Below are 20,480 nucleotides of genomic sequence, written 5' to 3'. Positions count from 1 at the left end.
GGATCGAGACTTTTCCAAGAATACCAACGCCTTGCCTGTGCGTTGCGACATGAACACAAGGGATGGGAGACGGACGATGGACCTGAGGCGCGGACAACCGCTGGCGCGCGATGCCATGGCCTATGTGCTGGCGGGCGGCCGCGGCAGTCGCCTGATGGAGTTGACCGACACCCGCGCCAAGCCCGCCGTCTATTTCGGCGGCAAAGCCCGGATCATCGACTTCGCCTTGTCCAACGCGATCAACTCGGGCATCCGCCGCATCGGCGTGGCGACCCAGTACAAGGCGCACTCGCTGATCCGCCACCTCCAGCGCGGCTGGAACTTCCTGCGCGACGAACGCAACGAGAGCTTCGACATCCTGCCCGCCAGCCAGCGGATCAGCGAGTTCCAATGGTATGAGGGCACCGCCGACGCGGTGTTCCAGAATATCGACATCATCGAAAGCTATGCGCCGGAGTTCATGGTCATCCTGGCGGGCGATCATGTCTACAAGATGGACTATGAGCTGATGCTCCAGCAGCATTGCGACAGCGGCGCCGACGTCACCGTCGCCTGTCTGGAGGTTTCGCGCGAGGAAGCCAGCGCGTTCGGCGTGATGCATGTCGACGAGACCGACCGCATCGTCGATTTCGTCGAGAAGCCCGCCGATCCGCCCTCCATCCCCGGCAATCCGGGCGTGTCGCTGGCGTCGCTGGGCATCTATGTCTTTCGCACCGCCTTCCTGTTCGAACAGCTGCGCCGCGATGCCGAAACGCCGGGCTCCGCCCGCGACTTCGGCAAGGACATCATCCCCTATCTGGTCGAGCATGGCAAAGCCCAGGCACACCGCTTCTCCGCCAGCTGCGTCCGCTCGGAGGACGAACCCGGTGCCTATTGGCGCGACGTCGGCACGGTCGACGCCTATTGGGAGGCCAGCCTCGACCTGACCGACGTGGTGCCGCAGCTCGACCTCTATGACCGCAGCTGGCCGCTCTGGACCTATGCCGAGATCACGCCGCCCGCCAAGTTCGTCCATGACGTGGAGGGACGGCGCGGATCGGCGGTCGCCAGCCTGATCGCAGGCGACTGCATCGTGTCGGGGTCGTCGATCAACCGCTCGCTGCTGTCGACCGGCGTGCGCACGCACAGCTATGCCTCGCTGAACGAGGCCGTCGTCCTGCCCTTCTGCCAGATCGGACGCGGCGCCCAGCTGCGGCGGGTGATCCTCGATCGCGGCGTCAGGATTCCCGATGGCCTGGTGGTCGGGGAAGACCCGATGCTCGACGCGCATCGGTTCCGACGCACCGACAAGGGCATCTGCCTGATCACCCAGCCGATGATCGACCGTCTGGCCAACTGAAAGTCCCCATGACCCTTTCCGTCCTGTCGGTCGCCTCGGAGGCGTTCCCGCTCATCAAGACCGGCGGTCTCGCCGATGTGGTCGGTGCGCTGCCCGAGGCGCTGGCGCCGCACGACATCGCCGTCACCACGCTGATCCCCGGTTTCCCCAAGGTGATGCGCTCGATCGGCGAGGACGCGCCCCGTGTTCATCACTGGACGCACATCATCGGCACCGACGCCTGGTTGCGCGAGGCGATGATCGGCACCCACCGCCTGCTGGTGATCGAGGCGCCGCAGCTCTGGGAGCGCGAGGGGCTTCCCTATGTCGACACCGCCGGAAACGACTGGCACGACAATTGGCGGCGCTTTGCGGTGCTGGCGCGCGCCGGGGCCGACCTCGCCTCGGGCGCGGTGCCGGGTTATGATTTCGACCTGCTTCATGCGCATGACTGGCAGGCGGCGCTCGCCCCCGCCTTCCTCCATTACGCCCCCGGCCCCGGCAAGGTCGCCAAGAGCATCGTCACGATCCACAACATCGCCTTCCAAGGCTCGTTCGCGGCGCACCACTTCCCAGATTTGGGTCTGCCGCCCGAGGCGTGGTCGGTGGAGGGCGTCGAATATTATGGCCAGATCGGCTATCTGAAGGCGGGCCTGCGCACCGCCGATGCGATCACCACGGTCAGCCCGACCTATGCCGAGGAAATCCACCGGGTTCAGTATGGCATGGGGCTGGAGGGCCTGATCGCCGCGCGCGCCGAATGCGTCAGCGGCATCGTCAACGGCATCGATCCCGCCATCTGGAGCCCCAAGGCCGACGCCGCCCTGCCCGCCCCCTTCACCGTCGACACGCTGGACGATCGCGTCGCCAACAAGCGCGCGGTCGAGCAGGCGTTCGGGCTGGACGAGGACGACAGCCCGATCTTCACCGTCATCAGCCGCCTGACCTGGCAAAAGGGCATGGACGTGCTGGTCGAGGTGATCGACGATCTGGTGGTGCTGGGCGGGCGGCTGGTCGTGCTGGGCACCGGCGACCCGGCGCTGGAGATCGCCTTCGCCACCGCCGCGCTGCGCCATCCGGGTCGCGTCGCGGTGCGCATCGGTTATGACGAACCGGTCTCGCACCTGCTGCAGGGCGGCTGCGATGCGATCGTCATCCCATCGCGGTTCGAGCCGTGCGGGCTGACCCAGCTCTATGCGCTCGCCTATGGCTGCGTGCCCGTGGTCGCGCGCACCGGCGGGCTGGCCGACACGATCATTGACGCCAATGAGGCCGCGCTGGCCATGGGCGTGGCGACCGGGCTCCAGTTCGACAATGTCACCGCCGACAATATCGTCGCAGTGCTGCGTCGCAGTATGAGACTCTATGCCGACCAAGACCAATGGCGGACCATTCAGGTCAATGGCATGAATGCCGACTATAGCTGGCACCATAGCGGCCGCCACTATGCCGAACTCTACCGATCCGTGCTGGGGAACCCATGATCAAGACCGTCGCGACTGAGCCCTATCTCGACCAGAAGCCGGGCACCTCGGGCCTGCGCAAGAAGGTTCGCGTCTTTCAGCAGCCAAACTATGCCGAGAACTTCATCCAGTCGACGTTCGACGCGCTGGGTGATGAAAAGACCGGCCAGACGCTGGTGATCGGCGGCGACGGTCGTTTCCTGAACCGCGAGGTGATCCAGGTCGCGATCCGCATGGCAGCGGCGAACGGCTTTGCCCGTGTCGTGGTCGGCCAGGGCGGCATCCTGTCGACGCCGGCGGCCAGCAACGTGATCCGCCAGCGTAAGGCGCTGGGCGGCCTCGTCCTGTCGGCCAGCCACAATCCCGGCGGGCCGGATGAAGATTTCGGCATCAAGTACAACATCTCCAACGGCGGCCCCGCGCCGGAAAAGGTGACCGACGCGATCCACGCCAACACCAGGTCGATCAGCCGCTGGCTGACGGTGGAGGCCGACGACATCGACCTCGACACGCTGGGCGAGGTGACGGTTGGCGACATGACGGTCGAGGTGATCGACTCGGTCGCCGACTATGCCGCGCTGATGGAGAGCCTGTTCGACTTCGGCGCGATCAAGCGCGCGGTCGAGGGCGGCTTCACCATGTCGTTCGACGCGATGAGTGCCGTCACCGGCCCTTACGCAACCGAGATCCTGGAGAACCGGCTGGGCTTCGCGCCGGGCACGGTGAAGAACGGCACCCCGCTTCCCGATTTCGGCGGCCATCACCCCGACCCCAATCTGGTCCATGCCAAGGAACTGTACGACCGGATGATGGCGGCGGATGCGCCCGATTTCGGCGCTGCGTCGGACGGCGATGGCGACCGCAACCTCATCATCGGACGCGGGCGCTTCATCACGCCGTCGGACAGCTTGGCGATGCTGGCGGCGAACGCGCACCTCGCCCCGGCCTATGCGGGGGGCCTGAAGGGTATCGCCCGCTCGATGCCGACCAGCGCCGCCGCCGACCGCGTCGCCGAGAAGCTGGGCATCCCGGCGTATGAGACGCCGACGGGGTGGAAGTTCTTCGGCAATTTGCTCGACGCTGGCATGGCGACGATCTGCGGCGAGGAGAGCGCGGGGACCGGCTCGGACCATGTGCGCGAGAAGGACGGGCTGTGGGCGGTGCTGCTCTGGCTCAACATCCTCGCCGCCTCGGGCAAGTCGGTGGACCAGATCGCGCGCGATCACTGGGCGACCTATGGCCGCAACTATTATGCGCGCCATGACTATGAGGGCGTCGAGAGCGAGCGCGCCGATGCGCTGATGGCCGATCTGCGCGCCAGGCTGGCCACCCTGCCGGGCGAGACGTTCGCCGGGTTGACGGTCGAGACGGCGGACGACTTCGCCTATACCGACCCGACCGACCAGTCGGTCAGCCGCAACCAGGGCATCCGCGTGCTGTTCCAGGGCGGCAGCCGTGTCGTGTTCCGCCTGTCGGGCACCGGCACCAGCGGCGCGACCCTGCGCGTCTATCTGGAGCGTTATTCCGCCGACCAGCTCGATCGCGAGACGCCCGAGATGCTGGCGGATATCATCGCGGCGGCCGACGAGATCGCGGGCATCACCCAGCATACCGGCCGCACCGAACCCGATGTGGTGACCTGATTGCCCTTGGGGGAGGGGCTATCGCCCTCCCCCCTTCCACCCCGGCGAAGGCCGGGGTCCAGTGGCCTCCACGCTGGTGGAAGTCTCGATAGGTCGGCCCAACTGGACCCCGGCCTTCGCCGAGGTGGTCATGATGGGTAAGGTCGGGTCGCCATGACGAATCAGCCCTATTCCCTCGGCGCAACGCCCGTTCCCGACGGCACCCGCTTCGCCGTCCGCTCGACTGCCGATCGGGTGGAGCTTTGCCTGTTCGACGGCGCAGACGAACGCCGCATCGCTATGAGCCGCGACGGCGATATCTGGACCGCCACGGTCTCCGGCCCCGTCCCGCTCTATGGCTATCGCGCACACGGCGAATACGACCCGGCGCGCAGCCTGTGGTTCGACCCCGCCAAGCTGCTCGTCGACCCATACGCCCTCGAACTCGACCGCCCCTTCGTCCAATCGCCGCGTCTGGCGGCCTATGGCGACGACACCGCCGACATCGTCCCCCGTGCCCGTGTCGTCCCGCGACGGGCCGACACCCCCGCCCCGCCGCTATTCCGGCCGGGCGGCCTGATCTACGAACTCAACGTGCGCGGTTTCACCATGCGCCATCCCGCCATTCCGCCCGAACAGCGCGGCACTCTGGCGGCGCTGGCGCATCCGGCGGTGCTCGACCATCTGCGCAAGCTGGGCGTCGCGGCCGTCGAACTCATGCCGATCACCGCCGCCATCGACGAGCGGCATCTGCCACCGCTCGGCCTGCGCAATGCCTGGGGTTACAACCCGGTGGTGCCGATGGCGTTGTGCCCGGAGCGGGTGCCGGGCGGCGTGGCCGAACTGGTCGCGACCGTCGCGACGCTGCGGCAGGCCGGGATCGGCGTCATCCTCGACCTCGTGTTCAACCATATGGGCGAGAGTGACATTCACGGCGGCACCCTGTCCTTCCGAGGGCTGGACCCGGATGCCTATGCAAGGACGACGGACGGCACGCTCATCAACGATGCGGGCACCGGCAATATGCTCGATGCCAGCCGCCCGAGCGTCCGCGCGATGATCCTCGATGCTTTGCGCCATTTTGCACGGGCGGGCGCGGACGGATTCCGCTTCGACCTGGCCACCGTCCTGGCGCGCGGGCCGGGCTTCAATGCCCACGCCCCCATCTTTGCCGAGATCGCCGCCGATCCGGTGCTGTCGACCCGCATCATGATCGCCGAACCCTGGGATATCGGCCCCGGCGGCTATCAGCTCGGCAACTTCCCCGAGCACTGGCTGGAGTGGAACGACAAATATCGTGACCAGGTGCGGCGCTTCTGGCGTGGCGACGGGCGCAGCGGCGATCTGGCGACGCGGATCGCCGGGTCGGCGGATGTCTTTACCGGCCCCGCCAGCCGCTCGGTCAATTTCGTCGCCGCCCATGACGGCTTCACGCTGGCCGACCTGACCGCCTATGCCAGGCGCCACAACCACGCCAATGGCGAGGGCAATCGCGACGGCCATGGCGACGAGGTGTCGTGGAACCATGGGCAAGAAGGGCCAACCGACGATCCCGCGATCCGTGCCGCCCGCAAAGCCTCAATCCGCGCGATGCTGGCTACGCTGTTCCTGTCACGCGGCACCCCGATGCTGACCGCAGGCGACGAGTTCGGCCGCAGCCAGAACGGCAACAACAACGGCTATGCCCAGGATAACGAGACGACGTGGCTCGACTGGGAAACCCGTGACGAAGCGCTGGAGGATTTCGTCGCACAGCTCGGCGCCTTTCGCCGGGACATGCCGCTCGACTGGACGGACTGGCTGGCCGGTGCCGAGTGGCGCAACCTGTCCGGTGCTCCGATGACGCCGGAGGACTGGGACAGCGGCCACGGCTTTGCCCTTCATCTGCCCGTCGGCGACGAAAAGCTGATCCTGCGCTTCGACCGCTCACGAGGCGTATCCGCCATCCGGGGCACCCTGGTCGAAAGCTAGGGCGTTGCCATCGGCCCCATCAGATTGTGGTTCAGATGCCCCATGATCCAGATCGAGCCCAGCAGCACCAGCGCCACGATCAGGATGCCGAACAGCAGCGCCAGTACATTGTTGCTGTTGTCCGGCCCGGTCGTGATGTGGAGGAAGAACACCAGATGCACCCCCATCTGCCCGATCGCCAGCGCGACCAGCGCGGCGGGTACGGCAGGGCCCCAGACGATGTCGAACTGAACGAGCGCAAAGGACGCCGCCGTCAGGATCGTGGCGGCGATCAGGCCGACGACATAGCTGCGCACTCCGCCGACGATCGAGTCCTGCTCGCTCTGTTCGCCCGGCGCGGTTTCGTCGCGCGCCATTTCCTCGTCGGGCCGCTCGCTCATCCGCGCACTCCCATCAGGTAAACCATGGTGAACAGCGCCACCCAGATGATGTCGAGCGCATGCCAGAACAGGCTGAAACACAGGATGCGGCGAAGAATATCCTCACGGAGTCCCTTGGCCCAGGCCTGCGCCATTATCGTGGTCAGCCAGAGCATCCCCAGCAGGACGTGCAGCCCATGGCACCCGACCAGCGCGAAAAAGGCCGACAGGAACGCACTGCGCCCCGGCCCCGCCCCCTCGCCGATCAGGTGCAGGAACTCATAGGCCTCCAGCGCCAGAAAGCCCGCGCCGAGCAGTCCGGTCGCCGCCATCGCGATCTGGAACCAGCGCATGTCGCGCGCCAGCGTCGCGATCCCCGCCAGCCCGCAGGCAAAGCTGGACAGGAGCAGCAGCACCGTCTCGGTCTCGACCAGCTTCAGCTCGAACAGGTCCTTGCCCGATGGACCGCCCGCCGTCGCATCCTTCAGCACCGCGTAACCGGCGAAGAAGCAGGCGAACAGGATGAAGTCCGACAGCAGGAAGATCCAGAAGCCATAGGACACCACCACCCGCTTGGGCGCGGGGCCGTCCGGGTTCGGCTCGGCCGACCGGCCCAGCTTGTTGGGATCATGGGTCTGCGCCGTCATGACAGCGCCTCTTCGGGCAGGTCGAGCAGGGTCGCCTTGCTGCGGCGACGCGCCTGATCCAGCCGCTCGACCTCCTCGACCGGGATCTCATACTCGGCCTTGTCGCGCCAGGCGAAGACGATGAACGTCCCCCAGGCGCCGAAGAAACCCAGGATCACCAGCCACCAGATATGCCAGATCAGCGCAAAGCCCATGGCGGTTGCGAAGAAGGCCGCGACGATCCCGGTCGGCGAATTGCGCGGCATTTCGATCGGCTCGTAATCGGGGCGGTCGGACAAAGCGCGGTTCTCGCGCGCCTTCGCCTTGATGCCCCAATAGGCTTCCTCGCCCTTCACATCGGGCAGCACCGCGAAGTTGAAGGCGGGCGGCGGCGAAGTGGTGATCCATTCCAGCGTACGCCCGTCCCAAGGGTCGCCGCTTTCGTCGATCCGGTCTTTCCGCGTCTTGATCGAGACGTAGAGCATCATGACCTGGCACGCGATGCCGGCGGCGATCAGCAGCGCGCCGACACCCGCGACCAGCAGCCACGGATGCCAGCCGGGCACGTCATAATGCTGCATCCGCCGCGTCATGCCCATCAGGCCGAGCACATAGAGCGGCATGAACGCGACGTAGAAGCCGCTGATCCACAGCCAGAAAGCGCGCTTGCCCCAGGTCTCGTCCAGCGTGAAGCCGAACATCTTGGGAAACCAGAAGGTGAAACCCGCAAAGGCCCCGAACAGCACGCCGCCAATGATGACGTTATGGAAATGCGCGACCAGGAACAACGAGTTGTGCAGCACGAAGTCGGCCGGGGGCACCGCCAGCATCACGCCGGTCATGCCGCCGATCACGAAGGTCACGATGAACCCGATCGACCACAGCATCATCGACGTATAACGGATGCGCCCGCCATACATGGTGAACAGCCAGTTGAAGACCTTCACCCCCGTCGGCACCGCGATGATCATCGTCGTGATGCCGAAGAAACCGTTCACATCGGCCCCCGCCCCCATGGTGAAGAAATGGTGCAGCCAGACCATGAAGGACAGGATGCAGATCACCATGGTGGCGATGACCATCGAGCGATAGCCGAACAAAGGCTTGGACGAGAAGGTCGAGATGATCTCGGAAAACACGCCGAAGGCGGGCAGGATCAGGATATAGACTTCCGGGTGACCCCAGGCCCAGATGAGGTTGACGAACATCATCTGGTTGCCGCCCGCTTCCGGCGTGAAGAAGTGAAAGCCCAGATAGCGGTCGAGGATCAGCATGCCGAGCACGGCGGTCAGCACCGGAAAGGCCGCGACGATCAGCAGGTTGGAGGCCAGCGAGGTCCAGGTGAACATCGGCATCCGGCTATAGCCCATGCCCGGCGCACGCATCTTCAATATGGTCGTGACGAGGTTCACGCCCGACAGCAGCGTCCCCATCCCCGATATCTGCAGCGCCCAGAGGTAATAATCGACGCCGACCCCGGGCGAGAAGCGCAACTCCGACAGCGGCGGATAGACCAGCCAGCCGGTCTTGGCGAACTCGCCGATGACCAGGCTCATATTGATGAGCAGCGCGCCGCTGGCGGTCAGCCAGAAGCTGACCGAATTGAGCGTGGGGAAGGCCACGTCGCGCACGCCGAGTTGCAACGGCACGACGAAGTTCATCAGCCCGATCATGAACGGCATCGCCACGAAGAAGATCATGATCGTGCCATGCGCCGAGAAGATCTGGTCGTAATGATCGGGCGGCAGATAGCCTTCATTGCCGTAGGCGATCGCCTGTTGCGACCGCATCAGCAGCGCATCCGAAAAGCCGCGCAGCAGCATGACGCCTGCCAGCAGACAATACATGACGCCGATCCGCTTATGGTCGACGCTCGTGATCCATTCGCTCCAGATGTACGGCAGATGCCCGCGCCGCCACACCCAGATGAAGACGCCGAGCAGGACCAGCCCGATGACGCCCGCCGACACCAGGGGCAGCGGTTCGTGGAACGGGATCGAGTCCCAGCCGAGCTTGCCCGTGAAACTCATTGCTCGCGCCCGTCCTTGGCCTTCTCACCCTCGGGCGCGCCGTTCCTCATGACGATCTGGTCGTAAAGGCCGGGCTGGAGCCGGGGATAGCTGGCGGGGCGGACATTGCGACTGGGATGCGCCATCGCGACGAACTCGTTCCAGTCGAGCGTCTTGCCCTGCCCTCCCTGCGCGGTCGCGACGAAGCGATCGAAGCTCGCCTGCGGAACCGCATCGACGAAGAAGTCCATATCGGCAAAGCCCTCCCCGCTATAATGCGCCGACAGCCCGCGATAGCGCCCGGCCTTGTCGGCGCGCAGGTGGAGCGTCGAGTCCATGCCCGACATGGCGTAGATCTGGCTGCCCAACTGCGGCACGAAGAAGCTGTTCATCACGCCTGCCGAGGTGATGCGGAACTTGACCGGCGTGCCGACCGGCACGACCAGCCGGTTGATCGTCGCGATGCCCTGTTCGGGATAGAGGAACAGCCATTTCCAGTCGGTGGCGACGACGTCGACGGTCATCGTCCTCGCCTTGGATACGATGGGCTTGGGCGGATCGAGATCATGGCTGCCGATCCAGGCGATGCCGCCCAGGAACATGATGGCCAGCGCCGGGATCGACCAGACCAGCAATTCCAGCCGCCCCGAATAGGCCCATTCGGGCAGATGCCTGGCGCGGGTGTTGCCCGCGCGGAACCACCAGCCGAAGGCAAAGGTGAGTAGGATGACCGGCACCACAATGGCCAGCATCACCGCCAGCGCATTGAAGAAGATGCTGCGCTCGCCCGCCGCGATCGGCCCGGCGGGGTTCAAAATGCCCGGCTCGCAGGCGGAAAGGACGACGCACAACCCAAGGCACGCGAAACGCGCGGGAATTTTGGCGAGGCGCGGATCGCGGAGCATTCAGGCGGGTGAACGGCGGCCTGATGCTTTCGTTCCGCCGCCGCAAAGGGATCAGGCGGCGAGTCTTCGCCCCTCGCTATCGTCGCTGTCATTGGCGGGCCGCTCCACCCGGCGCGGGCGAGCGGTCCGGCTCGCGGATATCCGCCCGGCCCAGCGCCGGAAAACAGGCCAGCGCGCCAGCATCGAGGAGGACAGGACGGCCGCCATGACCAATTCGGCCACCCCGCCCCATTCGATCGCCGAGGCGAGCATGACCAGATCGCCCATCGGCGCGGCCGCTGCGGCCAGCATCCGAATCTCATCGATCTCGAACCAGATGGCGAGGCCGAGCAGCGCGACACCCAGCGCCATCATCGCCCAATGCCCCGGCCGGACCCGGCCGAGCAGCCGCGCCGGAGCCTCGATCAGCATGCTGGCCAGCCAGCGGCTGACCGGCAGATCCGGCCAGACGTAAAGCGTGATCGTCAGCCCCAGCAGCACCAGCGTCGCGGTCATGTCATCCCCCTTTGAGCGTTCGATTATGGCGCGCCCCGGCCATTTTACCAGAGGCGCGACGCCGCTATGTTCGCGCGATGACCCTGCGCAGCGCCCTGTTCCTCCCCGCCTCCAATTTCCGAGCCGTCACCAAGGCGCGTAGGCTCGACAGCGACGCGGTGATCCTCGACCTGGAGGACGCGGTCGCCCCCGACGCCAAGACCGTGGCGCGCGACGCGGCGGTGGCGGCGGTGCGCGAGGGGGGCTTTGGCGACAGGCTGCTCGTCGTACGGACCAACGGGTTGGACAGCCCCCATGCGGCCGACGACCTCACCGCGTTGGCCGAGACGCATCCGGCGGCGGTGCTGATCCCCAAGGTCGACGATGTCGCGACGCTGGCCGCCGCACGGGCGGCGCTGGGGCCGGACGTGCCGCTCTGGGCGATGATCGAGACGTGTCGCGGCATCCTGTCGCTGGGCGCGATCGCGCAGGCGGCGACCGGGCTGGGGCTGACCGCCATGGTCGCGGGGACGAACGATCTGGCGAAGGAAATGCGGCTGCCCTCGCCGCCCGCGCCCGAGGCGTTGCTGCCCTTGCGCGTCCAGATCGTCGTCGCCGCCCGCAGCGCCGGGTTGATCGCACTGGACGGCGTATGCAACGCCCTCGACGCGCCCGAGCGGCTGGCGGCGGAATGTGCCGAGGGGCGGCGTCTGGGCTTCGACGGCAAGACGCTGATCCATCCCAACCAGATCATGGCGGCGAATGCAGGGTTCGGTCCCGACGCGGCGGAAATCGCCTGGGCGCAAAGAGTGGTGGAGGCCTTCGCCGATCCCGAGCAAGCGGCGCTGGGCGCGATCCGGCTGGACGGGCAGATGGTCGAACGCCTGCATCTGGCGGAGGCGGAGCGGATCTTGGTGCTTGTTCGCCAATAAGCGCTTTCTCATTCCTCCCCTGCAAGGGGAGGGGGACCATGCGCAGCATGGTGGAGGGGTGTCCCGCTCTCGATAGGGTAACACCCCTCCGTCGCGCTACGCGCGCCACCTCCCCTTCCAGGGGAGGAATAAGTCCGGCTTCTACAAGTTACTCCAGCTCCAAAATCACCGCATCCACCGCCAGGCTGTCACCGGTCTTGGCGGAGATGGTTTTCACCGTCCCCGTCTTGGCGGCGCGGAGGATGTTTTCCATCTTCATCGCCTCGACGACGGCGAGCGGCTGGCCGGCTTCGACCTTGTCGCCCTCGGCGACGTCGAGGCGGACGAGCAGGCCGGGCATCGGCGCGATGAGGAACTTCGACAGGTCGGGCGGCACTTTTTCGATAAGGTGCTGCGCGTAGGAGGCGGCGCGGGCGGGGAGGACGCGGACCATGTGGTTGGCGCCGCGCGTGGTCAGCTTGAACCCGGTGCGAGTTTTCGCGATGCGGACATGGAGGGTTTCGCCCGCCTCGTCCTCGACCGCAATCATCCGGTCGCCCGGCGTATAGGCGATGGCGAGATCGAGTTCGGCGCCGTCGACGCTGATCCCGTCGGTCGAGACGTTGACCGCATGGTCCGCCCCACCGATCCGCACCGTCCAGTCGGCGGGCGGTTGCAGGCGGTGGCCGAGTTGGCCGTCGATGCGGCGGGCGCGGTCGGCCTCGGCGGTGGCGGCGAAGGCGGCCACGGCGGCAAGCGTCTTCGTCAGGTCCTCACCGGCGGGTGCGCCCTGGAAGCCGTCGGGATATTCCTCGGCGATGAAGCCGGTCGACAGCGCGCCGGAGCGGAAGCGCGGATGCTGCATCAGCGCGGACACGAAGTCGATGTTCGTCCCCGGCCCGACGATCTCGAACGCGTCGAGCGCGGCGATCTGGGCGTCGATCGCGGCCTCGCGCGTCGGGGCCCAGGTGACCAGCTTGGCGATCATGGGATCGTAGAACATGCTGACCTCGCCACCCTCGGCGACGCCGTCGTCGACGCGGACGCGCACGTCGTCGTCCGCATGCTCGGCGGGCGGGTTGTAGCGGACCAGCCGCCCGGTCGAGGGCAGGAAGCCGCGATACGGGTCCTCGGCATAGACGCGGTTCTCGATCGCCCAGCCGGTCAGCGTCACGTCATCCTGGCCGAAAGCCAGCGGCTCACCGGCGGCGACGCGGATCATCTGCTCGACCAGATCGAGGCCGGTGATCTCCTCGGTGACGGGATGCTCGACCTGGAGCCGGGTGTTCATTTCCAGGAAGTAGAAGCTCTTGCCGGTCGTATCCGCACCCGACACGATCAGCTCGACGGTGCCCGCCGAATAATAGCCGACCGCGCGCGCCAGCGCGACCGCCTGCTCGCCCATGGCGCGGCGCATCTCGGGCGTGACGAAGGGGGACGGCGCTTCCTCGACCACCTTCTGGTGGCGGCGCTGGACCGAGCATTCGCGCTCGCCGAGATAGACGATATTGCCATGCTGGTCGCCCAGCACCTGGATTTCGATATGGCGCGGGCTCTCGATGAACTTCTCGATGAAGACGCGGTCGTCGCCGAAGCTCGCAAGGCCCTCGCGCTTGGTCGCCTCGAAGCCTTCGCGGACGTCCGCCTCGGACCAGGCGAGCCGCATGCCCTTGCCGCCGCCACCGGCGCTGGCCTTCATCATCACGGGGAAACCGATATCGCCGGCGATGCGAACCGCTTCCTCGGTATCGGCGATCTCGCCCAGATAACCGGGGACGACATTGACCCCGGCGGCCTTGGCGAGCTTCTTCGATTCGATCTTGTCGCCCATCGCGGCGATGGCGTTCGGCGGCGGGCCGATAAAGGCGACACCCGCCTCGGCACAGGCCTTCGCGAAGCTCTCGCGCTCCGACAGGAAGCCGTAACCGGGATGGATCGCATCCGCGCCGGTCGCCTTGGCGGCGGCGAGGATCAGTTCGGCCTTGAGATAGCTTTCGGCGGCGGGTGCGGGGCCGAGGCGCACCGCTTCATCGGCCAGCCGGACATGCGGCGCGCTGGCATCGGCGTCGGAATAGACCGCGACGGTGGCAATGCCCATGCTGCGCGCCGTGCGGATCACCCGGCACGCGATTTCCCCGCGATTGGCGATCAGGATTTTCTGGAACACGGGGATACCTCTCCTTTTATGTCGTTGGTCCGTGTCGAAATTAAGTATCGGCGGTGGTTACCGGCCAGGTCTGGAAACGCATCGAACTGCCAATATCGCGAGCGTGATGGTGGCCATTAGGAAAATCACCGTCACGATTCCGTAGAACAGCATGAAAGGCGCGCTGCACTCCGCTGCCAAATCGCCAAACTGATGGCACCGAGTCGCTTCCTGGTCTGCAAGCGGCAGCATGACCAAACCATAGGTTGCCCATGCCAGCAGCAAAGCAAGTCCAAGAAGAACACGGCGCCCCATTATTATTCTGCCGCGACCCGCATGGGTTCGGCACCTTCCATCGGCTTCAGGCCCAGCTTGGCGAACAGCGCGGCGTCGGCATCGTCGCCCGCATTGCCCGCGGTCAGCAGCTTGTCGCCGGTGAAGATCGAGTTCGCCCCTGCCAGGAAGCACAGCGCCTGGGTGGCGGCCGACATGCTCTCGCGCCCTGCCGACAGGCGGACCATGCTCATCGGCATGGTGATGCGCGCGACCGCGACGGTGCGGACGAACTCGATATCGTCGATTCGCGCCAGCGGCGTGTCGGCGAGCATGTCGCCCAACACCGTGCCCTTGACCGGCACCAGCGCGTTGACCGGCACGCTTTCGGGATGGCGCGGCAGGGTGGCGAGCGCATGGACGAAGCCGACGCGGTCGCCGCGCGTCTCACCCATGCCGACGATGCCGCCGCAGCACACCGAAATCCCCGCCTCGCGCACGTTCGACAGCGTCTCCAGCCGGTCCTCGAAGCAGCGCGTCGTGATGACGTTGGCGTAGTTTTCGGGCGAGGTGTCGATATTGTGGTTGTAGTAATCGAGCCCCGCCTCGGCCAGCCGCTGCGCCTGGGGCGCATCCAACATGCCCAGCGTCATGCAGGTCTCAAGACCCATGGCCTTCACGCCCTCGACCATGGCGACGACCTTGTCCATGTCGCGCTCCTTCGGGCTGCGCCACGCCGCGCCCATGCAGAAACGCTGCGAGCCCGCCGCCTTGGCCTCGGCCGCCGCTGCCAGAACGGCCTGTACGTCCATCAGCTTCTCGGCCTTCACGTCGCTCTCGGCGGACGCGCTTTGCGAGCAGTAACCGCAATCCTCGGGGCAACCGCCGGTCTTGATCGAGCAGAGCGTGCAAAGCTGCACCTCGTCCGCCGCATGATGCGCGCGGTGGACTTCAGCGGCGCGGAACAGCAATTCGGTAAAGGGCAGGTCGAACAAAGCGCCGATCTCGGCGCGGGTCCAGTCGGTGCGCAGAGTCGTCGCCTGGGGACTGAGGGCGGTGGTCGTCATTCCGTATCGTCCTGTCATTCGCCCGTCTCGGGCGGCATATTATGGCCCAGCAGCCTCAGCACATCCTCGGCCGCTTTCACAAGATTGGTGCCGGGGCCGAAAATCGCCTGCACCCCGGCATCGTAAAGCGCCTGATAGTCCTGTGCGGGAATAACGCCACCCGCGATGACCTTGATATCGGCGCGGCCTGCGTCGCGCAGGTGGCCGATGAGTTCGGGGATCAGTGTCTTGTGCCCCGCCGCCAGGCTGGAGGCGCCGACGACATCGACGTCGTGGGCCAGCGCGATCTGCGCGGCTTCCTCCGGCGTCTGGAAGAGTGCACCCGCCACCACCTCGAAACCGAGATCGCCGAACATTGAGGAGACGAGGTTCGCGCCCCGGTCATGACCGTCCTGGCCCATCTTGGCGACGAACAGCCGGGGCTTGCGTCCGAGACGGCGCTCGACCGCCTCCACGCCGCGGATCAGGCGCGCCCAGCGTTCGTCCTCGGCGTACGCGCCGCCGTACACGCCCGACACCGGCGTCGGCTGGGTGCCGTAGCGGCCGAAGGCATCCTCCAGCGCGGCGGAAATTTCGCCAAGCGTCGCGCGGGCACGGGCGGCCTCCACCGCCAGCGCGAGGAGATTGCGCTCCATTCCTCCCCCGGCGGGGGAGGTGGCAGCGGCGTCAGCCGCTGACGGAGGGGTATCCACGCTCGGGAGGGGTGACACCCCTCCGTCATCGCTCCGCGATGCCACCTCCCCTTGCAGGGGAGGAGTTTTGGCGGCTTGGCGCAGGGCATCGAGGGCAGCCTGACATGCCGTCTCGTCGCGCGCGGCCTTCACCGCCGCGATCCGCGCCACCTGGCCAGCACGCACCGCATGATTGTCGATGTCCAAGATCTCCACCGGCGCTTCATCCGCCAGCCGGTACTTGTTCACCCCGACGATGACATCCTCACCACGGTCGACCTTGGCCGCGCGCGCGGCGCTTGCTTCCTCGATCATCGCCTTGGGCCAGCCCGAAGCGACCGCCTTGGCCATGCCGCCCTCGGCCTCGATCCGCTCGATCAGCTCCCAGGCACCGTCGACGAGGCTCTGGGTCAGGCTCTCGACATAATAACTCCCGCCCAGCGGATCGACGACGCGTGTCATCCCCGTTTCCTCCTGCAACACGATTTGCGTGTTGCGCGCGATCCGGGCGGAGAAGTCGGTGGGCAGCGCAATCGCTTCATCGAGCGCATTGGTATGGAGCGATTGCGTCCCGCCCAGCATCGCGGCCATCGCCTCGATCGTGGTGCGGATGACGTTGTTATACGGGTCCTGCTCGGTCAGCGACACGCCACTCGTCTGGCAATGCGTGCGCAGCATCTTCGACCGTTCGTCCTTCGCGCCCAGCTGCGTCATCGCCCGGTGCCACAGCACGCGCGCCGCGCGGAGCTTCGCGACCTCCATGAAGAAGTTCATGCCGATCGCGAAGAAGAAGGACAGCCGGCCCGCAAACTTATCGATGTCGAGGCCGCTCGCGACCCCGTATTTCACATATTCCATGCCGTCGGCGATGGTGAAGGCCAGCTCCTGGAGCTGCGTCGCCCCCGCCTCCTGCATGTGATAGCCGCTGATCGAGATACTGTTGAACTTGGGCATCTCGGCCGAGGTATAGGCGAAGATGTCCGAGATGATCCGCATGCTCGGCTCGGGCGGGTAGATGTACGTATTGCGGACCATGAACTCCTTGAGGATGTCGTTCTGGATGGTCCCTTCCAGCTTCGAGCGGTGAACGCCCTGTTCCTCGGCCGCGACGATGAAGAAGGCCAGCACCGGGATCACCGCGCCGTTCATCGTCATTGAGACCGACATGGCATCCAGCGGAATGCCGTCGAACAGGATCTTCATATCCTCGACCGTGTCGATCGCGACGCCCGCCTTGCCGACATCGCCCGTCACGCGCGGGTGGTCGCTGTCGTAACCTCGGTGCGTCGCCAGGTCGAAGGCGACCGACAGCCCCTTCTGCCCCGCCGCCAGATTGCGCCGGTAGAAGGCGTTCGATTCCTCGGCGGTCGAGAAGCCCGCATATTGCCGGATCGTCCAGGGGCGGCCCGCATACATGCTCGCCCGCACCCCGCGCGTGAACGGCGCGAAACCCGGCAGGCCGGGGTCCTCGCGCACATCGGCGGCTGTGTAGAGCGGCTTGACCGTGATCCCCTCCGGCGTCCGCCAGTCGAGGTCACGCCCCTTCACCTCGCGCGACGCAAGCGATTCCCAATCCGTCAGGTCAGGGCGTTCGGCCATCGACCACTCCTCATCCACTCTTATTTTATTTCACTAGAGCGAAATCATCATGCGCGCGCAAGTCTCACCGTCCCTGGAAACGCGGTGGGCGCTTCTCGAAAAAGGCCCGGCCGCCTTCTTCGCCGTCCTGCGTCGCCCGTGCGCTTCGCTGGTCCTCGGCCTCGCGCGCCAGCGCGGTCGCATAGTTGCTGTCGAACCCGGCATGGAGCGCGCGGCGCATGAGCCCCAGCGCGACGCTCGGCCCCGCCGCCAGCCGTTCGGCCAGCGCGAAGGCTTCGGCGTCGAGCCTATCGTCGGCCACGACCTTGTGGATCATGCCCCAGTCGAGCGCACGTGTCGCCGACACCCGCTCGCCCAGCAGCATCATCTCGGCGGCACGGGCACGGCCGATCAGACGCGGCAACATCCAGCTCGCCCCGCCATCGGGGACCAGCCCGATATTGACGAAGGCGTGGAGGAAATAGGCATTCTCGCTCGCCACGCAAAAGTCGGTGGCGAGCGCCAAGCTGCATCCGATCCCCGCCGCTGCGCCGCGCACCGCGCTGACCACGGGAATGGCGAGATCGGCCATCGCCAGCATCGTCGTATTGTAATGATCGACCAGCGCACGGTGAACGGTATCCGGCCCCATATCGCCGCCCGAGATATCCGCCCCCGAGCAAAAGGCGCGTCCCTCACCCGCGATCAGCACCGCACGAGCGTCGCCGCGCTGGTCGAGTGCTTCGTGGATCGCATCGAACAACGCGGGCGGCGCGGCATTGAGGCGGTCGGGCCGGTTGAGCGTCAGGACCAGTACGTCGCCCCGACGCTCGGTCCGCAGCATGGGCTCGCTCAATGGTCGTCCCCCGGTGCTTCCATCAATTCGACCAGCACGCCGCCCATGTCGCGCGGGTGGAGGAAGACGACGGGCGTGCCGTGCGCGCCGATACGCGGCTGGCCGAGCAGCGTGGCACCCTTGGCCTGAAGCTCCGCGACGGCGGCGGCCATGTCGGCGACCTCGAAGCACAGATGATGCTGCCCGCCCGCCGGGTTCTTCTTCAGGAAGTTGGCGATGGGGGAGGTCTCGTCGAGCGGCTGGATCAGCTCGATCTGGGTGTTGGGCGCATCGATGAAGCACACCCGCACGCCCTGCGCCGGCAGGTCGAACGGCATGCCGATCGCGTCGGCGCTGAGCAGGTGGCGATAGGTTTCGACCGTCTTCTCGATCGACGGCGTGGCGATGCCGATATGGTTGAGGCGGCCCAGGGTCATGCGGCACTCCTCAAACAGGCTTGCATGTGGAGAGCGCCAGCCCTCCCCCGGCCCCTCCCGCCTGCGGGAGGGGAGAAACGCTTGGCATACGCTGGCCCCAGGCACGCCCCTCCCGCAAGCGGGAGGGGGTGGGGGAGGGCTTCGCCGATCGCGACCATATCAGAGCGGCAGATTGTCATGCTTCTTCCACGGGTTCGCCAGGTCCTTGTTGCGTAGCTTGCGCAGGCCCAGTGCAATCCGCTTGCGGGTCGAGTGCGGCTGGATGACCTCATCGACAAAGCCCTTGGATGCCGCCACGAACGGGTTGGCGAAGCGCGCCTCATACTCGGCGGTACGCTCCGCGATCTCTTCCGGCGTCTTGCCCCGGAAGATGATCTCGACCGCGCCCTTGGCGCCCATCACCGCGATCTCGGCGGTCGGCCAGGCATAGTTGAGGTCGCCACGTAGGTGCTTGGACGCCATCACGTCATAGGCCCCGCCATAAGCCTTGCGCGTGATGACCGTGATCTTAGGGACGGTGGCCTCGGCATAGGCGAAGAGCAGTTTCGCACCGTGCTTGATGATGCCGTTATGCTCCTGGGCGGTGCCGGGCAGGAAGCCGGGCACGTCGACGAAGGTCACGATCGGAATCTCGAACGCGTCGCAGAAGCGCACAAACCGTGCGGCTTTCCGGCTGGCATTGATGTCGAGCACGCCGGCCAGCACCATCGGCTGGTTGGCGACGAAGCCGACCGTGCGCCCCTCGATCCGGCCGAAGCCGGTGATGATATTGGCCCCGTGCGCGGGCTGCACCTCGAAGAAATCGCCCTCGTCGACCACCTTCGACAGCAGTTCGTGCATGTCATAGGGCTGGTTGGCGCTGGCCGGGATCAGCGTGTCGAGGCTGTCCTCGATCCGGTCCCAGGCGTCGGCGGTCGGCCGCTCGGGCACGCCTTCGCGGTTATTGGCAGGCAGGAAATCAATGAAGTCGCGCGCCGCCAGCAGCGCCTCGATATCGTCCTCGAACGCCACGTCGGCGACGCCGGTCTTGGTGGTGTGCGTCACCGCGCCGCCCAGCGCTTCCTGCGTCACCACTTCGTTGGTCACCGTCTTCACCACATCGGGGCCGGTGACGAACATATAGCTCGAATCCTTCACCATGAAGATGAAGTCGGTCATGGCCGGGCTGTACACCGCGCCGCCCGCGCAGGGACCCATGATAAGGCTCAGCTGCGGCACCACACCGCTCGCCAGCACGTTGCGCTGGAACACCTCGGCATAGCCGCCGAGCGAGGCGACGCCCTCCTGGATGCGCGCGCCGCCCGAATCGTTCAGGCCGATGACGGGCGCGCCGACCTTCATCGCCATGTCCATGATCTTGCAGATCTTCTGAGCGTGCCGCTCGGACAGCGAGCCGCCGAAGACGGTGAAGTCCTGGCTGAACACGAACACCAGCCGCCCGTTGATCGTGCCCGATCCGGTCACGACGCCGTCGCCGGGCACGACCTGTTCGGTCATGCCGAAGTCGGTGCAGTTATGCTCGACGAACATGTCGAGTTCCTCGAAGCTGCCCTCGTCGAGCAGCACGTCGAGCCGTTCCCGCGCGGTCAGCTTGCCCTTGGCGTGCTGCGCCGCCACGCGCTTCTCGCCACCACCGGCCCGCGCGGCCGCGCGGCGGCGTTCCAGTTCGACCATCGTCGATGCCATGACCTCTCCTTACGTCTTTGCCCGGGCTTATGCCCGAGTGGCGTGGGGGATGGCAATCGTGGGGATTTCCGTTTTCGTAAGGGGAAGGTGGCGAACGCTTTCCTAAGCACGCTCCCCCTCCCGCAGGCG

The 20,480-nt window shown here is 66.4% G+C and carries 16 protein-coding genes; 5 read left to right on the top strand and 11 right to left on the bottom strand.

Going from position 1 to position 20,480, the window contains the following annotated elements; all coding sequences use genetic code 11:
- The first annotated feature begins 76 nt into the window (after window positions 1–76).
- The 4 genes from glgC (at window position 77) to glgX (ending at window position 6,374) form a co-directional block, all read left to right on the top strand.
- A complete protein-coding gene (gene glgC, locus NS355_RS13075; RefSeq protein WP_058746122.1) occupies window positions 77–1,339 on the top strand; it encodes a glucose-1-phosphate adenylyltransferase in 1,263 nt (420 codons plus the stop codon).
- Window positions 1,340–1,347: 8 nt separating this feature from the next.
- Window positions 1,348–2,802 carry a glycogen synthase GlgA gene (glgA, locus tag NS355_RS13070; protein ID WP_058746121.1) on the top strand — a complete coding sequence of 485 codons (1,455 nt, stop codon included), beginning with the start codon at window positions 1,348–1,350 and terminating at the stop codon, window positions 2,800–2,802.
- Window positions 2,799–4,424, top strand: a complete 1,626-nt coding sequence (locus tag NS355_RS13065; protein WP_058746120.1) for an alpha-D-glucose phosphate-specific phosphoglucomutase — start codon at window positions 2,799–2,801, stop codon at window positions 4,422–4,424. The genes glgA and NS355_RS13065 overlap by 4 nt, the downstream gene beginning before the upstream one ends.
- A 153-nt stretch (window positions 4,425–4,577) precedes the next feature.
- The gene (gene glgX, locus NS355_RS13060; protein ID WP_058746119.1) at window positions 4,578–6,374 is read left to right on the top strand and encodes a glycogen debranching protein GlgX; all 1,797 of its coding nucleotides are present in this window, start codon (window positions 4,578–4,580) and stop codon (window positions 6,372–6,374) included.
- On the opposite strand, the gene cyoD is transcribed toward glgX, so the two are convergent.
- From cyoD to NS355_RS18770, 5 genes are read right to left on the bottom strand one after another with little or no spacing between them, the layout of a single operon-like run.
- Complete coding sequence (gene cyoD, locus NS355_RS13055) at window positions 6,371–6,754, bottom strand: cytochrome o ubiquinol oxidase subunit IV (protein WP_058746118.1); 384 nt, start codon at window positions 6,752–6,754, stop codon at window positions 6,371–6,373. The genes glgX and cyoD overlap by 4 nt on opposite strands.
- Entirely contained in the window at window positions 6,751–7,380 is a 630-nt protein-coding gene (locus tag NS355_RS13050; protein WP_058746117.1) for a cytochrome (ubi)quinol oxidase subunit III, read from the bottom strand. Before NS355_RS13050 ends, cyoD begins: the two co-directional genes overlap by 4 nt.
- Entirely contained in the window at window positions 7,377–9,389 is a 2,013-nt protein-coding gene (gene cyoB / locus NS355_RS13045) for a cytochrome o ubiquinol oxidase subunit I (protein ID WP_058746116.1), read from the bottom strand. The genes NS355_RS13050 and cyoB overlap by 4 nt, the downstream gene beginning before the upstream one ends.
- Window positions 9,386–10,273: a ubiquinol oxidase subunit II gene (cyoA, locus tag NS355_RS13040; protein WP_058746115.1), complete on the bottom strand. Its 888-nt coding sequence runs from the start codon at window positions 10,271–10,273 to the stop codon at window positions 9,386–9,388. Before cyoA ends, cyoB begins: the two co-directional genes overlap by 4 nt.
- A gap of 51 nt (window positions 10,274–10,324) precedes the next feature.
- Window positions 10,325–10,768, bottom strand: coding sequence for a hypothetical protein (locus tag NS355_RS18770; RefSeq protein ID WP_058746114.1), 444 nt, complete (start codon window positions 10,766–10,768; stop codon window positions 10,325–10,327).
- A 77-nt stretch (window positions 10,769–10,845) separates the two neighbouring features.
- Between NS355_RS18770 and NS355_RS13030 the strand changes: the two genes are divergently transcribed.
- A complete protein-coding gene (locus tag NS355_RS13030; protein WP_058746113.1) occupies window positions 10,846–11,679 on the top strand; it encodes an HpcH/HpaI aldolase/citrate lyase family protein in 834 nt (277 codons plus the stop codon).
- Window positions 11,680–11,827: 148 nt separating this feature from the next.
- Here the strand turns inward: NS355_RS13030 and NS355_RS13025 are convergent, their stop codons facing one another.
- The 6 genes from NS355_RS13025 to NS355_RS12995 all read right to left on the bottom strand — a co-directional run bounded on the left by NS355_RS13025 (window position 11,828) and on the right by NS355_RS12995 (window position 20,351).
- The gene (locus NS355_RS13025; protein WP_058746112.1) at window positions 11,828–13,825 is read right to left on the bottom strand and encodes an acetyl-CoA carboxylase biotin carboxylase subunit; all 1,998 of its coding nucleotides are present in this window, start codon (window positions 13,823–13,825) and stop codon (window positions 11,828–11,830) included.
- A gap of 296 nt (window positions 13,826–14,121) precedes the next feature.
- A complete protein-coding gene (gene bioB / locus NS355_RS13015; protein WP_058746110.1) occupies window positions 14,122–15,144 on the bottom strand; it encodes a biotin synthase BioB in 1,023 nt (340 codons plus the stop codon).
- Window positions 15,145–15,158: 14 nt separating this feature from the next.
- Window positions 15,159–17,414 carry a methylmalonyl-CoA mutase gene (gene scpA, locus NS355_RS13010; RefSeq protein WP_058746130.1) on the bottom strand — a complete coding sequence of 752 codons (2,256 nt, stop codon included), beginning with the start codon at window positions 17,412–17,414 and terminating at the stop codon, window positions 15,159–15,161.
- Between the two features lie 64 nt (window positions 17,415–17,478).
- Window positions 17,479–18,237: an enoyl-CoA hydratase/isomerase family protein gene (locus tag NS355_RS13005; protein ID WP_058746109.1), complete on the bottom strand. Its 759-nt coding sequence runs from the start codon at window positions 18,235–18,237 to the stop codon at window positions 17,479–17,481.
- Window positions 18,238–18,245: 8 nt separating this feature from the next.
- The gene (gene mce / locus NS355_RS13000) at window positions 18,246–18,665 is read right to left on the bottom strand and encodes a methylmalonyl-CoA epimerase (RefSeq protein WP_058746108.1); all 420 of its coding nucleotides are present in this window, start codon (window positions 18,663–18,665) and stop codon (window positions 18,246–18,248) included.
- A 159-nt stretch (window positions 18,666–18,824) separates the two neighbouring features.
- The gene (locus NS355_RS12995; RefSeq protein WP_058746107.1) at window positions 18,825–20,351 is read right to left on the bottom strand and encodes an acyl-CoA carboxylase subunit beta; all 1,527 of its coding nucleotides are present in this window, start codon (window positions 20,349–20,351) and stop codon (window positions 18,825–18,827) included.
- Window positions 20,352–20,480: the final 129 nt, after the last annotated feature.

Source organism: Sphingomonas yabuuchiae, from assembly GCF_001477495.1.
In the GTDB taxonomy this organism is placed as follows: Bacteria; Pseudomonadota; Alphaproteobacteria; order Sphingomonadales; family Sphingomonadaceae; genus Sphingomonas; species Sphingomonas yabuuchiae_A.
This window is presented reverse-complemented; position numbering and strand designations above follow the sequence as displayed.

Bases quoted from the DNA above. Each gene is read 5' to 3' on its own strand.
- glgC (WP_058746122.1), top strand. From the start codon at position 77: ATGGACCTGAGGCGCGGACAACCGCTGGCGCGCGATGCCATGGCCTAT.
- glgA (WP_058746121.1), top strand. From the start codon at position 1,348: ATGACCCTTTCCGTCCTGTCGGTCGCCTCGGAGGCGTTCCCGCTCATC.
- NS355_RS13065 (WP_058746120.1), top strand. From the start codon at position 2,799: ATGATCAAGACCGTCGCGACTGAGCCCTATCTCGACCAGAAGCCGGGC.
- glgX (WP_058746119.1), top strand. From the start codon at position 4,578: ATGACGAATCAGCCCTATTCCCTCGGCGCAACGCCCGTTCCCGACGGC.
- cyoD (WP_058746118.1), bottom strand. From the start codon at position 6,754: ATGAGCGAGCGGCCCGACGAGGAAATGGCGCGCGACGAAACCGCGCCG.
- NS355_RS13050 (WP_058746117.1), bottom strand. From the start codon at position 7,380: ATGACGGCGCAGACCCATGATCCCAACAAGCTGGGCCGGTCGGCCGAG.
- cyoB (WP_058746116.1), bottom strand. From the start codon at position 9,389: ATGAGTTTCACGGGCAAGCTCGGCTGGGACTCGATCCCGTTCCACGAA.
- cyoA (WP_058746115.1), bottom strand. From the start codon at position 10,273: ATGCTCCGCGATCCGCGCCTCGCCAAAATTCCCGCGCGTTTCGCGTGC.
- NS355_RS18770 (WP_058746114.1), bottom strand. From the start codon at position 10,768: ATGACCGCGACGCTGGTGCTGCTGGGGCTGACGATCACGCTTTACGTC.
- NS355_RS13030 (WP_058746113.1), top strand. From the start codon at position 10,846: ATGACCCTGCGCAGCGCCCTGTTCCTCCCCGCCTCCAATTTCCGAGCC.
- bioB (WP_058746110.1), bottom strand. From the start codon at position 15,144: ATGACGACCACCGCCCTCAGTCCCCAGGCGACGACTCTGCGCACCGAC.
- scpA (WP_058746130.1), bottom strand. From the start codon at position 17,414: ATGGCCGAACGCCCTGACCTGACGGATTGGGAATCGCTTGCGTCGCGC.
- NS355_RS13005 (WP_058746109.1), bottom strand. From the start codon at position 18,237: ATGCTGCGGACCGAGCGTCGGGGCGACGTACTGGTCCTGACGCTCAAC.
- mce (WP_058746108.1), bottom strand. From the start codon at position 18,665: ATGACCCTGGGCCGCCTCAACCATATCGGCATCGCCACGCCGTCGATC.
- NS355_RS12995 (WP_058746107.1), bottom strand. From the start codon at position 20,351: ATGGCATCGACGATGGTCGAACTGGAACGCCGCCGCGCGGCCGCGCGG.